Here is a 16,640-nt window from a genome sequence, read left to right as displayed (position 1 = left end):
ATGATAAACCAGTATAGAGTTTTCCAAATCAAAGAGGTGCATCATCAGCATTGGGCAAAATCCTATGCACAGCAGGTAGAGGACGGGTTTCTGATTCATCATCAGAATTACCAGAGTGCTTACAAAGGAAAGCCTGCACCCAGCGATACGCCGATGACAGCCCGGAAGAGGTTGGAAGAAAAGCGACCAAACACATTTATTGGCCGCTCCTTTGGTGTTGGAGATGTGATCGTATGGGATGAAGAAAAGAGCCGGAAATTTTTCTACGTCGATAAAGAAGAACTGGTGGAGTTTGGCGGCTTTATGGATGCTGATGCAGCCGGAAACACTGTCGTCTATATGGTTCCCAATTATCAGATTGATGGAAAGACTGGAACATGGCTCCCGTATGACAGCGAAGTTGTCGAGGGAGTTTGCTTTTTTATGATGCGCAATGAGCAGCGCAAAGATGCTGTTTCTCCAGTCGTGGTAGACAGCAAAGGCGTATTTGTGACGGATGCTCCGAACGGCTTTGAAAATGTTCGCTCCATCCTTACAGAGTATGTTCATCGTACTGAAAAGAAGCAGCAGGATATGACCGAACATGAGAAATGCCTGACGAACGGAACGTATGAACGTGCGCGGGAATCCGGCACAGAGCAGAATTACGACATGATAGATGGCTACGTGAACAACGTGCCGAAAAAGCCACGGCGCATTGGTGGCAGATGGTCGGTGCTGGATCGGCTGCATATCAAGCAGGCACAGCGGAAACAGAAAGACCAGACCCAACAACAGCAGCAGGAGAGAAGCCGTAAAAACTAAAAATCCGTTATGACGCAGAGTGGTGGTTCCCCTAAAAAGGAGTCACCACTCTTTTTTATTGATAGGTCTTGCTATTTGTAAAATGGTTGTACATAATAGAAGAAAATAAGGAAATGGGGGAAACCAAGGTGCAAGGCTGCGAAGAAAAAGAAAGAGTTCTTCTGCTATGGGAACGGGCATTGACTCTGTTTTACGAGAATGATACAGAATTGTTTGTTGCAGGGGCGCAGGAACGAACGATTGCAGGAAAAATCGCAATGTATATGGACAGGGTATACCCAAAGTTCTTTCAAATGTCTGGACTGGTGATTGATATTGAATATAACCGTTCAGGAGAAAATAGAAAGCCGAATAACTTATCAATAAAGGAGAGAAGTTGGACTGCACCAGATATTGTCTTACATAAAAGGCTGACCGATGATTATAATATTTTCTGCTGCGAAATGAAAAAGAATTCGGATTCTGGAAAATACGATGCAAGGAAAGTAAGAAGTCTTATACGCCACAGACATTATAAGTATGGGATTGATCTGTACAAGATAAATGAGGATGGTGTGAAATTTACGTCGTACTACCTGCGTGAAAATCATAAGCGGTATGAGAAGGAGGAATATATTTTCAATCTCAATAGTAACCGAATTGTGCAGGTAAAGGCGGAGAGTATCAAAGAATAAAACAGAAGGCCAGCCACAGGACTTTTAGTGTGAAGTCTTGTGGCTGGCTCTTTTCATGCCATCGCTTAGAGCGATGGTTCGTGACTGTGCCTGGGCTGGGTACGGCTGTGCTGCTGCGTGTGTTCCGTTTCAAGGATCATATCAACATTCCTGCAAGCGGTTTGCAGTTCGTGGTAGTAATCTTTGAAATAGGTGTAGCTTTCGTATTGTGCAGTTCGCGTAGAAAGCAACTTTTCCTTTTCTGCTCGTAAATCTTTCATCGTGGGAATTGTGCCATCCGTTGGATTGCGTTTCAAGAATTGAACAGCTTCTTCATATCTGGCAATTTCATCCTGATGTGCAGAACGGTATATCTTTTTGTTGCCCGCCTGCAAAAATTCTTTGTGTGTAGCCTTTGTGGAAAGATACTGCCCCAGATAGTGAATCTTCTCATTCAGCAGTTTCAAGTCGGCATCGGTGGATTTGGCGGTATTGCGGGCATCTGACATTTTGACAGATAGTTCATCACGAGCCTTTTTCAAATCTTCATAGTTATCATAACCATGTTGCTGCACATAGACGATGGTATTTGCCATCTGCTGCAAATTGGAAATTTTGACTTTTTGAGCATAAGCGCGGCTTTGCTGGGCTTTTACGCAGTCCTGTAAATTCACTACCAGACGAAGATTGGACTTGATATAGAGAACGGCAATGGGGTCAGCAACACTCCATTGCTGTTTTTCTTTTGCAGCGGTGATCGCGTTACTTTCAAAAAGCGTCAGAAGATGTTCACGGTCAAAACTGGTTCCCAGCGTTCTGGCAGAGATGTATTTTTCTCTGTCCGGGAGAAGGTAACTAAATCGACCACGGTGGTCTTTTACCAAAATGTTGGATTCGGTTTGGAGCAGGCGGCAGAATTCTTCAAAAGATTTTGCTTTCTTCGCCGCAGCAGTAATGGCATCGCGCAGTTTATCTTTCTCCGTTTGAAATTTGGTTTTCATGGGAGTGAAACCCTCTGCAACAAGTTCAGCGTTCAACTTGTCCAGATTGATCTGCCCGCGCTGTTTAGCATAATACTCCTGCTGCGTAATTTTGCTGACAGACGGGGAAAGCAAATCGACCTGATTGAGATTTTCCCTCAAGCAGATATTCATAAGAGATTGCTGTAAATGCTTTAGGTAATCTTTTGTCAGATGGTGTTTGTAGCCCGCCTTACAGTCGATGGGCCGTTCCATAAAGGGCTGCTGCGGAACATCCAGTTTTCGCAGACTGTTGATTACGATATGCACATGGATATTGCCGCTGCCGTTGTGGCCGTCCATGTGGGTGCAGACCAACGCCTGATGCCCCGGAAAGTTGGCTTTTACATATTCCATGCCGATGGCCTGCGCCTGTTCACCCGTCAGTCCACACTCGTCTTTGTCGGCAGGATCGAAGCTGATGAGGTAGTGGTGCGTCTTGATTTCGTCGTAATTCTGATTCTTGTGGTACTGCGCATTAAGCATTTCGCACTCCACATCAAAAAGTTCCGGCTCACAGTTTATGCCCGCCAGAAGAATATCTCGGCGGTGTACCCAGTTCCCGTTTGCATCCAGCAGGGGTTTCTTCAGAACTTCGTCATGCTCATATTTCAAATAGTCGAGTGCAGCACCATAGTCTGCACTTTTACCCGCGACGTGTTTTAAGATTGCCACGATAATCACCTGCCAGTCCTGCAATTTCTTTCCGCATAGCGCGGAGGTCGGTCATGCAACGATTGATTTCTTCCAGCATGGCACGAGATTGGATGCCGCCGCTGTTGAAAAAGGCTGCAATTTGATTCAGATTGTTCCCAATGTGAGAAAGCTGTCTTGCAAAATCTCGCAGTTCTGCAATGTCAGCAACAACATTATAGTGGACATGGAGTTTTTCGGCGGTAGCCTGTTTTCGCACATAAACGGCAACAGGATAACCAGTCTGTTCAGCGGAACATGAAACCAGTGCGTACTCTACATCGGTAAATCGAACCATTACGTTATTAGTCCGTCTGATACTTTCATCCTTTTTGGGTCGAGCCATAGTGTGATCCTCCTGTATTTTATAGTTGCGAAGCAACTCCCGATAAGCCGTAGGCGTTCGGCTGCGAACACATTCATGTGGAGCCAGATAGCCAAAATCCAAGATTTTGTGCGTACCGTGGGAATGGGGAATGGAATCCCCATCAAGATTGCCGGGAACGAAAAACCACGAAAGTGAGTTTTGAGTTACCATAGGCGAATCTTGCTCTAAGACAGAAAAAGACCTGTCTTTTACCGTATGCCGTAGACCTATCAAAAGAAGTCCTTCTATAAATAGGAATCCGCAGCCCCGATTTGGAATACACTTTTCAAATTTTTTTGAAATTTTTTCAAAAATTGTATTCCAAAATGCCCCTCTGGATTCCTATTAGTAAAGGGGGATTGATTTCTATGAAGCAGAAAGAACGATTTGATGAAAAGCCTAAACAGGAACATACGGAGCCTGTGCATCACAGAAAAGCTATCATCAAGGGCATCACCGTATATGAATCGTTCCGGCCGGAGGGCAGCGAACTGTGGGATTGTCTGCTGCAGAGTATGGGAAAGCACTGAAAAAGAAATTTCGAAAAATGTGCGCAGCAGCTTGATTTTTGTGCAACAGCTTGGTAAAATACAGACGGGTTAAGTGAATAGTGCAATCAAAAGCCATTAACTTTCTGGATTTTACCATGCAATTTGCGTGGAGACAGGAGGTTTAATGGCTTTGTTTTTTTACAAGGAAAAGAATAAAGACATACGGGCAGCGGCCTATCTGAGATTGTCCATCGAGGATGGCGACAAGGCCGAGAGCAACAGCATCGGCAATCAGAGAGAACTGATTCGAGATTTTGCTGCAGAACGGCCAGGACTGCATTTGGTCGAAGAGTATGCTGACGATGGCTACACAGGAACCAACTTTGAACGTCCGGGCTTTAAGCGGATGATGGAGGATATTAAATCTGGCAAAATAAACTGCATCATCGTCAAGGACTTATCCCGACTTGGCCGTAACTACATTGAGATGGGAAAGTATCTGGAACAGATTTTTCCCATGATGGGGATTCGCTTCATCGCTATCAATGACAACTATGACAATGCGAATTCCGAGAGCAGTGATTCGGACAGTATAGTAGTTCCGTTCAAGAATCTTCTGAACGATTCCTACTGCCGGGATATTTCCATCAAGGTGCGTAGCCAGTTGGACATGAAACGGCGCAAGGGAGAGTTCATCGGCGGCTATGCAATCTACGGCTACTGCAAAGATGAACGGAACAAAAACCGTCTGGTGGTAGACGAGTATGCCGCAGATATTGTCCGTTCTATCTACCGCAGAAAACTGGAAGGCATGAGTGCACAGGCGATTGCCGAACAGCTGAACAGCGAGAATGTGCTGGCCCCCAGCGAGTACAAACGGCTGTGCGGTTTGAATTACCATAGTGGGTTCAAAGCTGGCACTCATGCAAAGTGGCAGGCGATTCAGGTGCTTCGGATTCTGAAAAATGAAGTCTACACAGGGACGATGGTGCAGGGCCGACGGCAGAAGATCAATTACAAAATCAAGAAAATTCGGGATGTGGAAGAATCCGGCTGGATCAGAGTTCCCAATATGCACGAAGCCATCATTCCGCAAAAGCTGTTCGATACCGTGCAGGAGGTCTTGAAACTAGACACCTGTGCATCGAAAGGACAACAGGCTGTAAATCTGTTTTCGGGCATCGTTCGCTGCGGCGGCTGTGGACAGAACATGGTGCGGCGTACCGTATCAAAAAACGGAAAGAAATATATTTATCTGCACTGCGTCACAAACCACAACGGCCTGGGCTGTTCCTCGCATCTTATCAGCGAAAGTAAGTTGGAAGAGGTGGTGCTGGCCGCATTGCAGGGAAAAATCCAGCAGATCAGTGGACTGGAACATCGTCTGGATGAAATCAATGAGATTCCCAAGAATGAACGCAGACTGAAATCTGTGGAAGAGCATCTGAAAATGCTGGAGCAGGAAGAACAAAAATATCAGACCTTGCGCCGCCAGCTTTATGAGGATATGAGCAGTGGGATTGTCAGCCAAGAGGAATACAAAGAGTTCAGCCGCTCTTTTAATGAAAAGGTTGAAACCATCCGTAAGGCCAAAGCAGAAATGAACCGCCAGAGGGATTGCCTGAACAATCTGGATGTGGAACATCTGCCGTGGATTGAAGATTTCAAGTCCTACCAAAACCTGACGGGCCTGAACCGCCGTGTACTGGTGGAATTGGTAGAGAGCATCACCGTCTATGATAAGGAACACATTCATATCCAGTACCGCTTCGATCAGGAAATTCGTAATGTGCTGGAATATTGCAGTAGTGTTCCGCAGGCAGAAACGGAAGGAAATGCAGTATGAAGTGTGTAAGCTATACCCGGACGCTTCCATGGAAGAACCATCAAGGTGAACTAGCGATTGCCGAGCAGAATCAGCGTATTGCGACATATCTGGCGGAACATAAAGAACTGGATTTGCTGAAAAAGTATTCTGACCGCAAGAACGATGAAAAGGCGCGCACCGCGTTTGACCAAATGACCGATGATGGCGTAGAGCGAAAATTTGATTGCATTATTGTGGCATCCATGTACTACTGCGGGCCGGATTTCCCGGCGGCACGACAGGCAATCAAGGAAACGCTCTATGCGACGGGCATCGACCTGATCGTGCTGGATGAGGGTTTGGACACCAGAACAGCCAGCCGAAAAGAAGTCGAGGACTATTTTGAAGCAAAACGCTGTGAGATGCACGCAGAAATCATGTTTGCGTGGAGAAGGAAACAAGGCGCAGGATTCCGGTTGACAAGCTCTGTTCCATTTGGCTATATCCGCAGGAATGGCGAAAGCAACATGATAAAGGATGAAGAAGTTGCTCCTTATTTAAGCGAGGCTTTTTCCAGATATGCGTACGGTCAGAAAATGCGTGACATTGCAAAGTGGTTAAATGAGCAGGGTGTTGAACCTCCAATGAGACACAAAAAGAGAATTTTGGGAAAGCCTTATGATGCAGAACCAGACCAGTGGACGACGGATATGTTGAGGTGCTTATTCCGAAACCCGACTTATACGGGTGCGGCGGCAAATGGAAGCCGCCAGATCATTGCGGAAAACTGCCACGAACCATACATAACCAAAGAACAGTTTCATGCGTTCCCGTGCAATATGCGCGAGGACGAAAACAAAATCTCCACTCGAAAAAGCTACAAAAAGCCGAATCCGCTGGCAAAGCACATTGTCTGCACCTGTGGACGCGCACTCTGCTGGCACAAGGATAAGAAAACAGGGGAAGAACTTTTCTATTGCCATTACTGCCGCGCACACAAGGAAAACGGAAAGAATCTGAAAGTTCCGGCAGCTATCATTTATAAAAATGTGATGGATGCTCTGGAACTAGAACATCTGGAAGAAGAAAAGCTGACTGCAGCGATTCAGCAGGGAGCAGGCAGGAAAGCAATCGAGGTAGTCCGAGCTGAAAAGTCGGTGCAGATGAAGTCCGTTCTGGCCGAACTGAATATGGAACAGTTTCGCCGTGTGCCGCTGTATGAAAGTTATATGGCAAATGAAATCACCGAAGAACAGTACCATGCGGAATTGATGGACTATGAAGAAGCGCATCGGAAACTGAATGAGCGGCTTACGGCAATTATGGAAGATACGCTGGTATGGGAACGAGCATTAAGCCTGCGCAATCCGTGGATTCAGCAGATGGCACAGTATAAGGCCCCGGAAGAACTTGACCGCAATTTTGTGAAGAAATATATCGAACAGGTCACAGTTACACTGCTGGAAAACGGGCAGGCGAAAATCAGCCTGACAATGAAAACGGATGAATGGAAAAAGATGCTTGGCCGGATAGAGATGGAGGGAACAGACGATGGCACGAAAGAGTAGAAAGAATCTCCCGCAGCCGGAACAGGTGGCAGCTTCCGTGCTGCTGCCGGAGCTGGAAGAAGCAAAAATGCCAGCGGCAATCTATGGGCGGCTTTCCGTTGAGGATGAAGAAAAAGAAGAAAGTATGGAAACGCAGATCGCGCTGGTGCAGGACTATATCAACCGCAGCAGGGAACTGAGTTATGTGGACACCTACTTCGACAATGGATTTACGGGAACAAATTTTAAGCGGCCTGCATTTACCCGCCTGATGAACGATGTGCGGCAGAAGAAAATCAAGTGCATTGTGGTGAAAGACCTTTCACGCTTTGGTCGTAACTATTTGGAAGCGGGGTATTATATCGAAACAGTGTTCCCGTTTCTGGGGGTCCGGCTGATTGCAGTTACCGACAACTTTGACAGTAACCGCAAAGAGGATATGGAAAGTCTGGCTCTCCCGATTCGGAATATGGTCAACGCGATGTACGCGAAAGACATATCCAAAAAGATATGGACTTCCTTGCAGCGCAAAAAAGAAGCAGGCTATGCTGTCGGAAACGATGCTCCGTATGGCTATATTCGGAACCCCATGACAAAGCGCAATGAAATTGACCCGGAAGCGGCATTTTATGTGCAGTTAATTTTCCAGTGGGAACTGATGGGCGTACCAATTTTTGAAATCGCTCGACGAATGACGTTGTTGCAGGTTCCGACTCCACGGGAGTGGCATAGGAAAATTGTTGAGGGTAAAGAAGTGACTTCCTGTAAAAAGTGGGGCGTAACCACGATTCGGCACATTCTGGAAAATCAAACCTATGTGGGCGATACTATCAACAATAAAAGTACGCAGAAGTTATTCGCAGGACAGGACAAGTGCGACCTCCCCAAAGAACAGTGGTATGTGGCAAAGAACACACATCCGGCCATCATCGCAAGGGATGATTTTGAAAAGGTACAAAAAATCTTGGACAGGAATCAAAAGGTGTTCCATACCGTAAGAGCAAAGTCGGAGCAGATTCGGGCAGAGTATCAGAATGACCTTGCAGGAATGGTGTTCTGCGCAGACTGCGGCAGACCGATGGAGTTTGAACGACTGCCGCATGGAGCGGAAGAAAGTAAAAAGGTCTGCTATTACATCTGCAAGGCAAGACAGGCTGACGATAAGTGCATCGGCCACCAGATTCCGGAAAAACTGCTGAAAGCCCTGATAATGGATCAGCTGCATTTGTTCATTGTCCAGCTGAGCGATAAACGGAAGGTGCTGGAAGAATTGCAGAAAATCGAGGATGTGCAGAATCCCGTTTACCGGGCAAAGGGTGAAATTATGAGCCTGACCGATAAAGTCAGCCAGATGGCCAAGAAGCGGGAACAGCTTTATGCGGACTATGTGGCTGGTGTGGTGGATTCCGAAGATTACCAGCTGATTCGGGAAGATTATTCCAGACAATACGATGGCCTGCGAGCCGCGTTGCAGGAAGCGGAAAACAAAAAAGTTCAGGTAGAACAGCAAATCGAAGAATACCTGAGTATGACTTCTCATTTGGAAGAACATCTGGACAACTTTGAATTTGACATTCAGTTAGTAAAATCCCTTGTGCAGAAAATCGAAGTGAGTGCGGACAAGCTGATTCGGATTGTTTTCGGATTTCAGGATGTGTTTACAGAACTTGGAAAGGAGAGTGCAGAAACATGATTGCAGCGTATCAGCGCATTTCAAGGGCTGATGGCGACCTGGGTAAAGACGGCAAGGATAAGAGAAACAGCATTGAGAACCAGAAAGAACTGATCCGGCGGTATATCTCCTGCAAAGAAAGTCTGCAAAATGTGCCTGTGATGGATTTTGTGGATGACGGCTACACAGGCAGCAATTTTGACAGACCGGGATTCCAGCAAATGATGGATGGTGTTCGCAATGGCAAGATTGATACCATCATCGTGAAAGACCTTTCCCGGTTTGGCCGTGATTATATCGGCGTGGGTGAGTATATGGAGCAGATTTTTCCTCTGCTGGGTGTCCGGCTCATTGCCATCAATGATAACTATGACAGCAATAATTATAAAGGTACAACGCTGGGCATGGATGTGATTGTCAGTAATCTGGTAAATACCATGTACTGCCGGGATGCAGGAAAGAAACTGCGAACTGCCAATCAGGTCAAGTGGCGTAAAGGCATCACAACGGCATCTGCTGCACCGTTCGGCTATCAGTTCGACCCGGACAAAAAGGGCGCATTTATCATCGACCCGCCAGCAGCAAAAATCGTGCGGCGTATTTTCGACCTTGCGATTCTGGGGTTAGGTACAAGAGAGATAGCAATGATGCTCAATGACGAAAATGTTCCTGTGCCGAGCGTATATAACAAAGAAAATAAGGCGTATGGCAAGGAAACGACCTATACCATCGCCCCAGTGATTCTTTGGGATAGTACTCGCGTTTGGAAAATCCTCACGGCTTATGTGTACACCGGGGCAATGGTTTTGGGCAAAACAAAAACACTGATTTCCGGCAAAAGCATTGTCCGAACAGTCCCCAAAGGACAGCAGTTTATTACAGAGGGAACCCATGAAGCAATCGTCAGCCGGGAAGAATTTGAAAAAGCGCAGCTTGTCATAAAAAGCAACAGCCATAAAGTGCTGATGGGCGGCGTGGACTTCCCGCTGAAAGGAAAAGTCCGCTGCGGAAATTGCAGACGGGTGATGGCGCACAATTTCAAACAGGCTGTCCCAACATTCTGGTGCAGAGAAGGACTGGAACTTGTGGGGCAAACTCAGTGTACATCCGAAGTCTTTCAGGTTAGTGACATTGAAAATGCTGTTTTTCAAGCACTGAAAAAGGAACTCTCCCTGCTGGATTCCCTCTATGGCGATATTCAAAAAGAAGAACAGGGATTGAAGGAAGCTCACAAAAAGGCAAACCGCCGCAAAACTCTGATGGAGCAGGAACTAAAAAATCTAAAAGGGAAGAAAATGCGGATGTATGAGGAATATGCAGCAGGAACGCTCTCACTAGATACTTACAAGCAGAAAAAGCAGGAGTGCGATAGAAAAATTTCAGAGGTACAAGAGCAAATTGAACAATCCAAAGCGGAAGAATCCACCCAGAGTGTTGTGCCGGGAACCGTGCGCGCAGCGGCAGAGCAGGCAGAAAACTTTCTGAATGGTACAAGGCTTACGGCAAGTATGGTGTTGGCGTTCATTGAAAATGTCTTTGTATATGATGGCGGGCGCATTGTGGTACGGTTCAAATATGAGCAGAGCATCCAAGATGCTGTAAAAGCGTTACACACAGACTGAATTTCAAAAAAGGCTGCGTTGCCCATGTTGTAACATTAAAGAGTGTGTTATAATATGGGCAACAAAACAGCCGGAAAGAGGACATTATGAAAGCGATTCGATGGCTGTTAAAATTGGCTCTGGTGATTATGACCCTGCCACTGATCCTTGTTGTGTGGCTGATAAAGTGGTTTGTGGTATTCTTGCATCATTGTTCGGCATGGATTTTCTATTTGATGGGTAGTGTGCTATTGGCAACGGCGATTCTTTCGTACCTCATGCAGCAGTCGCAAGTGATGGAAGCACTTCAAATGCTGATCGGTGGATTCGTGATTTTTATGATACCGCAGGTGGTCGGCAGCATAGTGGTACTTATGGAACTGGCGGCAGTAATGCTTCGGCAGGTATGGTACATATAAAATAGGGAGGCGTACAGATAGTGAAATTGGCGGCGATTCATCATGTGGCGATTATCGTTTCTGACTATGAAAAGGCACGAGAGTTCTATGTGAACAAACTGGGCTTTGCAGTTGTGAGAGAAAACTTCCGCAAGGAGCGGAACGACTGGAAACTGGATTTGCGTGTCGGTGACGGAGCCGATGCGATTGAACTTGAAATTTTCGCGGAGCCAAACCCGCCCAAACGTGTGAATAGGCCGGAAGCCTGCGGTTTGCGGCATCTGGCGTTCCGGGTGGATGATGTGGAAGCTACCGTGGCAGAACTTGCGCAGATGGGAATTGAATGTGAACCAATTCGATTGGACAGCTACACCAAAAAGAAAATGACATTTTTCTTTGACCCTGATGGACTGCCCTTGGAATTGCACGAATAAATCATACAAAATAGTAAGGATGCTATGTGATAGGGTAGGAGTTATAAAATGGTTGATGTTGAAAAATGCCCTTATATTGAATATAAAATTCAAGGAATAAGTGGAATCGTTGCAAAAGAAGAAAAATCATTTTGCGTAAAAGACGATTTAATAATACAAATCGAATTGAAGCAAGAAGGACTGGAAATTACTGGGCTGAAAGTACTATTAAAAGAAGATAGTGTAATCGACGAACAAGTAAAGCAGACAATCAGACGGAAAATTGAGCGTTTTTTGGTGAACTTATATGGAAATCCGAATGTCTATGTGTCTGAATTTTCTATGGGAATATTGCAGATTTTCAATCCCAATAGCAAGAAAGCTCAATATGAGTTCAGTAGTACACTGGTGATTTCTGCTGAATGTTCGTGTGCAATACAGTGCAATGCTCATTATTTTAAGGAAATGTATGAAAAACAAGTTCCAGAGGATAAAGCAGACGAAGTATATCCTTTGCTTTTTAGCACGATGCGTATTGATGATATTTTTGTTCGATATTTGATGCAATATGAAATTCTTTTAGGGCAAGTAACGAAAGAACACACACAGAAGGAAGTCACTGATTACATAAAAAAAGTGTATAATCCGGCCAATAAAGATAGACAGATAGGCTTTCAACTAACGAGAAGGCCAAGAAGAAAGTATAAAGAAGATGATCTGACCTACAATAGAAATCTACTGGGACATGGTGATATAGAAAAAGCCGTTTCAGAGGAGAAAATAAGACAATTAAGCAGAAGTATAATGGATGTGCTCTGGTTTTCACTATGGAATAAGGCCGAATGATAAAAGTAATGCCCGTCTGGGGGAGAGGATTCGCAAATCTTCTCGACCAGGCGGGCATTTCATTCCGCAGGAATGTGAAGGTTAAAGGTTGAGTGTTTCTACCCATGCGGACAAGTCGGCCTTGCTGGAATAGGCATTAAACACTTTGCCGTGCAGCAGCTTTGCACCAGAACAACTCGGAGCAAGGTTTTCATTGGTTTTGCCCATGCCGCTGCCGCCAGAGGTGGCAAAGGGAATAATCGTTTTACCTTTCAGATTGTAGCTTTCCAGAAATGTATTGATGATGGTGGGAGCAACATACCACCAGATAGGAAAGCCGACAAAGATGGTGTCATACTCGTCCATGTTATCACGTTTGGCAGCGATGGCAGGGCGAGAGGTTGGGTCGCTCATTTCGATGGTACTGCGGGCCTTCTTGTCCATCCAGTTCAAATCGGCCTTGGTGTATGGAACTTCTGGCTGAATCTCAAAAATGTCTGCGCCGATGGCATCTGCCAGATTTTCGGCAACTTTTGCGGTGACACCGCTGGCAGAAAAGTAAGCGACAAGTCTTTTGCTCATGGCAATGCACTCCCTCTTGATGATTTTGTATAGGATAAGTATAGCACGGTGGAGGAGTAGCATCAAGCGGTTGCCCATGATATAACATCAACGATAATGTAATAACATGGACAACTTGAAACATGAAAAACCTTAGCGATGATGCGAGTTTGCAGCTTATCTTAACTCTAATATTGCATCTTAACTTAAAAAGAGTTATAATACAGAAAAAGAGTTAAGATTGGAGGTGAACACATGGAGTATCTCGATAAAGTCCTCGGAATTGAAGTTTCCTATATGAACGGTAAGTTTGAGCATTTACCCAATTTTATAGCCACAAGGTATCGCTTACAGATGGTGTCTATGAATGGACAAAGGGTGATTTTCCTTTATCCTAAGACAGAACTGGAGCAGATCGAAGTGCTGAAAAAGCATATTGCACGGATACAGAAAAACGAAAATTTGCCTGTTGTGCTAGTGCTAAATGAACTTGGCTTTCGTCAGAAAGAATATTTGATTCGTGAAAAAATTCCTTTCATCGTAGAAGGAAGGCAGATTTATTTGCCTTTTATGGCATTGTATTTGCAGGAACGGTGCAATGCTGAAAAAAAGCCACGGGAAGAAATACTTCCATCGGCACAGATGCTTTTGTTGCGGTTCATTTATGGAGGCGCACAAGAACTGTCTACAAGTCAGGCTGCGAAAGACTTGGAACTGACACCTACTTCTATATCGAGGGCATCGAAACAGCTTGAAGAAATGGGATTGCTGCATATAAAGAAAGCAGGTGTGCAGAGGATTCTGCAATCTGAGGATTCTCCGAAAATGCTGTTCCAAAAAGCAGAAGATACACTGCTGAATCCAGTAAAACGAACAGTTTATATTCCGAAAGAATTAGCGGGAACAGACCTGTTGGAAAGTGGATATTCGGCATTGGCAGAGTGTTCCATGCTGAACGCACCGAATGTCAAATGCTATGCAACAGAAAGAATCTCTCAATGGAAAGATGTTATGACAAATAGCTTGCAGGATTCGCAGGGGCAAGTGGCCGTAGAAATGTGGAGATACAATCCCCGAAAATTGACAACACAAAATATTGTAGACGAACTTTCGTTGGCATTGACATTGAGAGAAGATGCAGATGAACGAGTTGAAGAAGCAGTAGAAGAAATGCTGAATGAACTGTGGAGGAAGATAGATGGTTACAGGAATTGACAGTTTTAAGGAATGGTTCAAGGGCAGCGAAAATCAGTATGCTATCATTGGCGGAACTGCGTGTGACATTCTGATGACGGAAGAAGGATTGGACTTCCGAGCAACAAAGGACATTGACCTTGTTCTGATTATAGAAGCAGTTGATGCGGATTTTGGAAAGAAATTCTGGGAATATGTAAAACAGGCTGGATATGAACATTGTAATAAAAGTTCGGGTGTGCCGCAGTTTTATCGCTTTAGCCACCCGACCTCGAATCAGTATCCTGCGATGATTGAACTTTTCACACGAAAGTTGGATGCCATTCAACTCCCAGAAGATGCAGTCTTAACGCCATTGCCGATGGACGAAGATATTTCAAGTCTGTCTGCTATTCTCTTGGACGATGATTACTATGAATTCTTGAAACAGGGAAAAGTCACCGTTGATGGAGTGACCGTTTTGGATGCAGCGTATTTGATTCCGTTTAAGGCAAAAGCGTGGATGGATTTGACGGATCGCAAAGCCGCAGGTGAACACGTTGATAGCAAAAACATCAAGAAGCATAAGAACGATGTTTTCCGTCTGACGGAATTGATTGATCCCACGGTCAAGATTACGGCTCCCCAAGGAGTTTATACGGATATTCAAGAGTTTGTGCAGCGGATGCAAAATGAAAGCGTTGACATTAAGCAGTTGGGGCTGGTAGGGAGAACGAAAGATCAGATTTTGAACGAACTAAAAGATTTGTATATAGCACAGTGATTATAGAGCCATTTCGGTTGTCATGCAGAGTGATATGCTACCCCTAGAGTAGACAGAGTAAAAACAAAACTCTGAATACTTTGGGGGTATTTTCATGTCAAGGAAGAATAAAAGCTATCCAGCAGAATTGAAATATCAGGCAGTAGCAGATTATCTGAGCGGTGCAGGTTCGCTTCGGGCTATCTGTAAAAAGTACAAAATCGGAAACAAAAAGCGACTTCAAGACTGGATAAAGTTGTATAATAGTCATAAGGAACTGAAATGTTACACAGGAGGCAGCCGTATGACCAAAGGAAGAGATACAACTTACGAGGAACGAATCGCATTTGTGAAAGAGTGCATCGAGAACGGATACAACTACACCGAGATTTCTGAAAAGTACAAAGTTGGTTATCAGCAGATCTACACATGGGTGCAGAAGTATAAGAAAGACGGCGAAGATGCCCTGAAAGACCGGCGAGGACGGCACAAGAAGGATTACAAGCCGCAGACGGAAGAGGAACGGTTGAAGCTGGAAGTAGCAACTTTGAAGCGGCAGCTTTATCTGTCACAAATGGAGATTGACGTGCTAAAAAAATTACAGGAGCTGGAGAGGGGGAATCGCTGAGCCTGACCAGACTGCTGCTTCGTTATCGGACGGTAAAGGAACTGCATGAGGAAAAAGGCTATACTGTCCGTGACCTCTGCTCACTGGTACATATTGCTCGTTCATCTTATTACAAATGGCTAAAGCATCCCAAAAGCAGCAATGAACTCGAAAACGAGAAGATTTCAACGGCAATTCAAGAGATTTATAAAGAGCATCCAGACAAAGGGCACCGCCGCATCCGGAATGATCTGGAAAAGGACTATGATATCCGAACCAGCAACAAACGTGTTCTGAATCTCTGCCGTGTGCTTCATATCCAGTCAACCGTGAAGTTCAGAAAACAGGGTTGTACCAGAAATGCTTCTGACCCGCAGGTAACAGCACAGAATCGTCTGCACCGGGAATTCTGGGCGGGGCATCCCAACGAAAAGTGGCTGACCGATGTAACGGAGTTCAAGTGGTATGAAGGTCCAATTATCCACAAGCTCTATCTGAGTGCGATTCTCGATTTGTGTGACCGGAGAATCGTCAGCTATGTTATTCGTGACCGAAATGACAACAAGCTGGTTTTGACACGCTTGATAAAGCTGTTCTGGAAAATCCGAATGCACATCCGCTGTTCCACAGCGACTGTGGATTCCAGTACACCAGCAGAACCTTCCACAAGAAACTGCTGGATGCCGGGATGACACAGAGTATGTCCCGTGTTGGCCGCTGCATTGACAACGGCCCGATGGAAGGCTTCTGGGGAATCCTGAAGCGTGAGTGCTATTATGGGCATACTTTTACAAGCCGAGAACAGCTCATTTCCACAATTGAAAGCTATATTGACTACTACAACAACCGCCGTTACCAGCACAGGCTGTTCATCTAGACTCCCATGCAAGCTCATGTCAGTGCCATGAATCGGGCAGCTTAATTGGCTGGTTGTACAAAAAATTCGCCGTTTCTTTGGTGAAACGGCGAATAAAATCTTATATTATTTTTATTGTCTACTTGACGGAGTGCACCTCAGAGATGCAATGACCTGAGATGGCTCTTTTCTTTTGGATAAAGGCTCATTGAAGTCAAGGGCAGATTGAAAACTGCTTTGGCTTTGATGAGCCTATTTTTTTGCTTTTTCAAATTTATTTGTGAAAAAAGTTGTCCAAGACTTGACATCGGGCGGATATAACCGTTTGCCGAACGACAAGCAGACACTTGTTGTTGATCCGGTGGCATCCGAAGTCGTAAAGCGTATTTT

At 45.2% G+C, this 16,640-nt stretch carries 19 protein-coding genes and 1 pseudogene; 16 read left to right on the top strand and 4 right to left on the bottom strand.

The genetic code is table 11. The annotated features are described in order from the left end of the window. Window positions 1-804, top strand: a complete 804-nt coding sequence (locus tag C4N24_RS13710) for a YodL domain-containing protein (protein ID WP_181573106.1) — start codon at window positions 1-3, stop codon at window positions 802-804. A gap of 113 nt (window positions 805-917) precedes the next feature. Continuing rightward, window positions 918-1,478 carry a hypothetical protein gene (locus C4N24_RS13705; protein ID WP_112091869.1) on the top strand — a complete coding sequence of 187 codons (561 nt, stop codon included), beginning with the start codon at window positions 918-920 and terminating at the stop codon, window positions 1,476-1,478. 65 nt (window positions 1,479-1,543) lie between these two features. Here the strand turns inward: C4N24_RS13705 and C4N24_RS13700 are convergent, their stop codons facing one another. Continuing rightward, the gene (locus tag C4N24_RS13700) at window positions 1,544-3,151 is read right to left on the bottom strand and encodes a relaxase/mobilization nuclease domain-containing protein (protein WP_112091876.1); all 1,608 of its coding nucleotides are present in this window, start codon (window positions 3,149-3,151) and stop codon (window positions 1,544-1,546) included. After that, a complete protein-coding gene (locus C4N24_RS13695) occupies window positions 3,123-3,515 on the bottom strand; it encodes a plasmid mobilization protein (RefSeq protein WP_181573105.1) in 393 nt (130 codons plus the stop codon). The genes C4N24_RS13700 and C4N24_RS13695 overlap by 29 nt, the downstream gene beginning before the upstream one ends. Before the next feature lie 389 nt (window positions 3,516-3,904). On the opposite strand from C4N24_RS13695, the gene C4N24_RS15435 reads away from it, so the two are divergent. The 8 genes from C4N24_RS15435 to C4N24_RS13660 all read left to right on the top strand — a co-directional run bounded on the left by C4N24_RS15435 (window position 3,905) and on the right by C4N24_RS13660 (window position 12,311). Beyond that, window positions 3,905-4,066 (top strand): hypothetical protein, encoded by a 162-nt coding sequence (locus C4N24_RS15435; RefSeq protein ID WP_158565156.1) that lies wholly within the window; start codon window positions 3,905-3,907, stop codon window positions 4,064-4,066. Between the two features lie 145 nt (window positions 4,067-4,211). Next, window positions 4,212-5,873 (top strand): recombinase family protein, encoded by a 1,662-nt coding sequence (locus tag C4N24_RS13690; RefSeq protein WP_112091867.1) that lies wholly within the window; start codon window positions 4,212-4,214, stop codon window positions 5,871-5,873. After that, on the top strand, window positions 5,870-7,402 hold the full coding sequence (locus C4N24_RS13685; RefSeq protein ID WP_112091866.1) for a recombinase family protein: 1,533 nt from the start codon (window positions 5,870-5,872) through the stop codon (window positions 7,400-7,402). Before C4N24_RS13690 ends, C4N24_RS13685 begins: the two co-directional genes overlap by 4 nt. After that, complete coding sequence (locus C4N24_RS13680; RefSeq protein WP_112091865.1) at window positions 7,386-9,074, top strand: recombinase family protein; 1,689 nt, start codon at window positions 7,386-7,388, stop codon at window positions 9,072-9,074. Before C4N24_RS13685 ends, C4N24_RS13680 begins: the two co-directional genes overlap by 17 nt. Further along, on the top strand, window positions 9,071-10,675 hold the full coding sequence (locus C4N24_RS13675) for a recombinase family protein (protein ID WP_112091864.1): 1,605 nt from the start codon (window positions 9,071-9,073) through the stop codon (window positions 10,673-10,675). Before C4N24_RS13680 ends, C4N24_RS13675 begins: the two co-directional genes overlap by 4 nt. Window positions 10,676-10,761: 86 nt before the next feature. Continuing rightward, window positions 10,762-11,073, top strand: coding sequence for a hypothetical protein (locus C4N24_RS13670; RefSeq protein ID WP_112091863.1), 312 nt, complete (start codon window positions 10,762-10,764; stop codon window positions 11,071-11,073). 20 nt (window positions 11,074-11,093) lie between these two features. Next, on the top strand, window positions 11,094-11,486 hold the full coding sequence (gene gloA2 / locus C4N24_RS13665) for an SMU1112c/YaeR family gloxylase I-like metalloprotein (RefSeq protein WP_112091862.1): 393 nt from the start codon (window positions 11,094-11,096) through the stop codon (window positions 11,484-11,486). 48 nt (window positions 11,487-11,534) lie between these two features. Beyond that, window positions 11,535-12,311 carry a hypothetical protein gene (locus C4N24_RS13660; RefSeq protein WP_112091861.1) on the top strand — a complete coding sequence of 259 codons (777 nt, stop codon included), beginning with the start codon at window positions 11,535-11,537 and terminating at the stop codon, window positions 12,309-12,311. An 81-nt stretch (window positions 12,312-12,392) separates the two neighbouring features. Here the strand turns inward: C4N24_RS13660 and C4N24_RS13655 are convergent, their stop codons facing one another. Then, a complete protein-coding gene (locus tag C4N24_RS13655) occupies window positions 12,393-12,872 on the bottom strand; it encodes a flavodoxin (RefSeq protein ID WP_112091860.1) in 480 nt (159 codons plus the stop codon). Between the two features lie 234 nt (window positions 12,873-13,106). On the opposite strand from C4N24_RS13655, the gene C4N24_RS13650 reads away from it, so the two are divergent. The 6 genes and pseudogenes from C4N24_RS13650 to C4N24_RS13630 all read left to right on the top strand — a co-directional run bounded on the left by C4N24_RS13650 (window position 13,107) and on the right by C4N24_RS13630 (window position 16,271). Further along, complete coding sequence (locus tag C4N24_RS13650; RefSeq protein WP_112091859.1) at window positions 13,107-14,066, top strand: MarR family transcriptional regulator; 960 nt, start codon at window positions 13,107-13,109, stop codon at window positions 14,064-14,066. Beyond that, window positions 14,050-14,808, top strand: coding sequence for a hypothetical protein (locus C4N24_RS13645; RefSeq protein WP_112091858.1), 759 nt, complete (start codon window positions 14,050-14,052; stop codon window positions 14,806-14,808). The genes C4N24_RS13650 and C4N24_RS13645 overlap by 17 nt, the downstream gene beginning before the upstream one ends. A gap of 94 nt (window positions 14,809-14,902) precedes the next feature. Beyond that, window positions 14,903-15,049 (top strand): annotated as a pseudogene (locus C4N24_RS15880) (transposase); the annotation flags it as partial. A 42-nt stretch (window positions 15,050-15,091) separates the two neighbouring features. Beyond that, complete coding sequence (locus tag C4N24_RS15700) at window positions 15,092-15,415, top strand: helix-turn-helix domain-containing protein (protein WP_242983287.1); 324 nt, start codon at window positions 15,092-15,094, stop codon at window positions 15,413-15,415. Continuing rightward, complete coding sequence (locus tag C4N24_RS15875) at window positions 15,385-16,086, top strand: IS3 family transposase (protein WP_431733137.1); 702 nt, start codon at window positions 15,385-15,387, stop codon at window positions 16,084-16,086. The genes C4N24_RS15700 and C4N24_RS15875 overlap by 31 nt, the downstream gene beginning before the upstream one ends. After that, on the top strand, window positions 16,083-16,271 hold the full coding sequence (locus C4N24_RS13630; protein WP_242983286.1) for an IS3 family transposase: 189 nt from the start codon (window positions 16,083-16,085) through the stop codon (window positions 16,269-16,271). Before C4N24_RS15875 ends, C4N24_RS13630 begins: the two co-directional genes overlap by 4 nt. A 137-nt stretch (window positions 16,272-16,408) precedes the next feature. On the opposite strand, the gene C4N24_RS15540 is transcribed toward C4N24_RS13630, so the two are convergent. Next, window positions 16,409-16,640, bottom strand: a 232-nt coding sequence (locus C4N24_RS15540) for a hypothetical protein (RefSeq protein WP_207657278.1), incomplete at its 5' end; no start/stop codon positions are given.

The organism is Faecalibacterium prausnitzii, from assembly GCF_003287405.1.
Lineage (GTDB): Bacteria > Bacillota > Clostridia > Oscillospirales > Ruminococcaceae > Faecalibacterium > Faecalibacterium intestinale.
The sequence above is the reverse complement of the archived record's forward strand: the minus strand, read 5'-3'. Positions and strand labels throughout refer to the sequence as shown.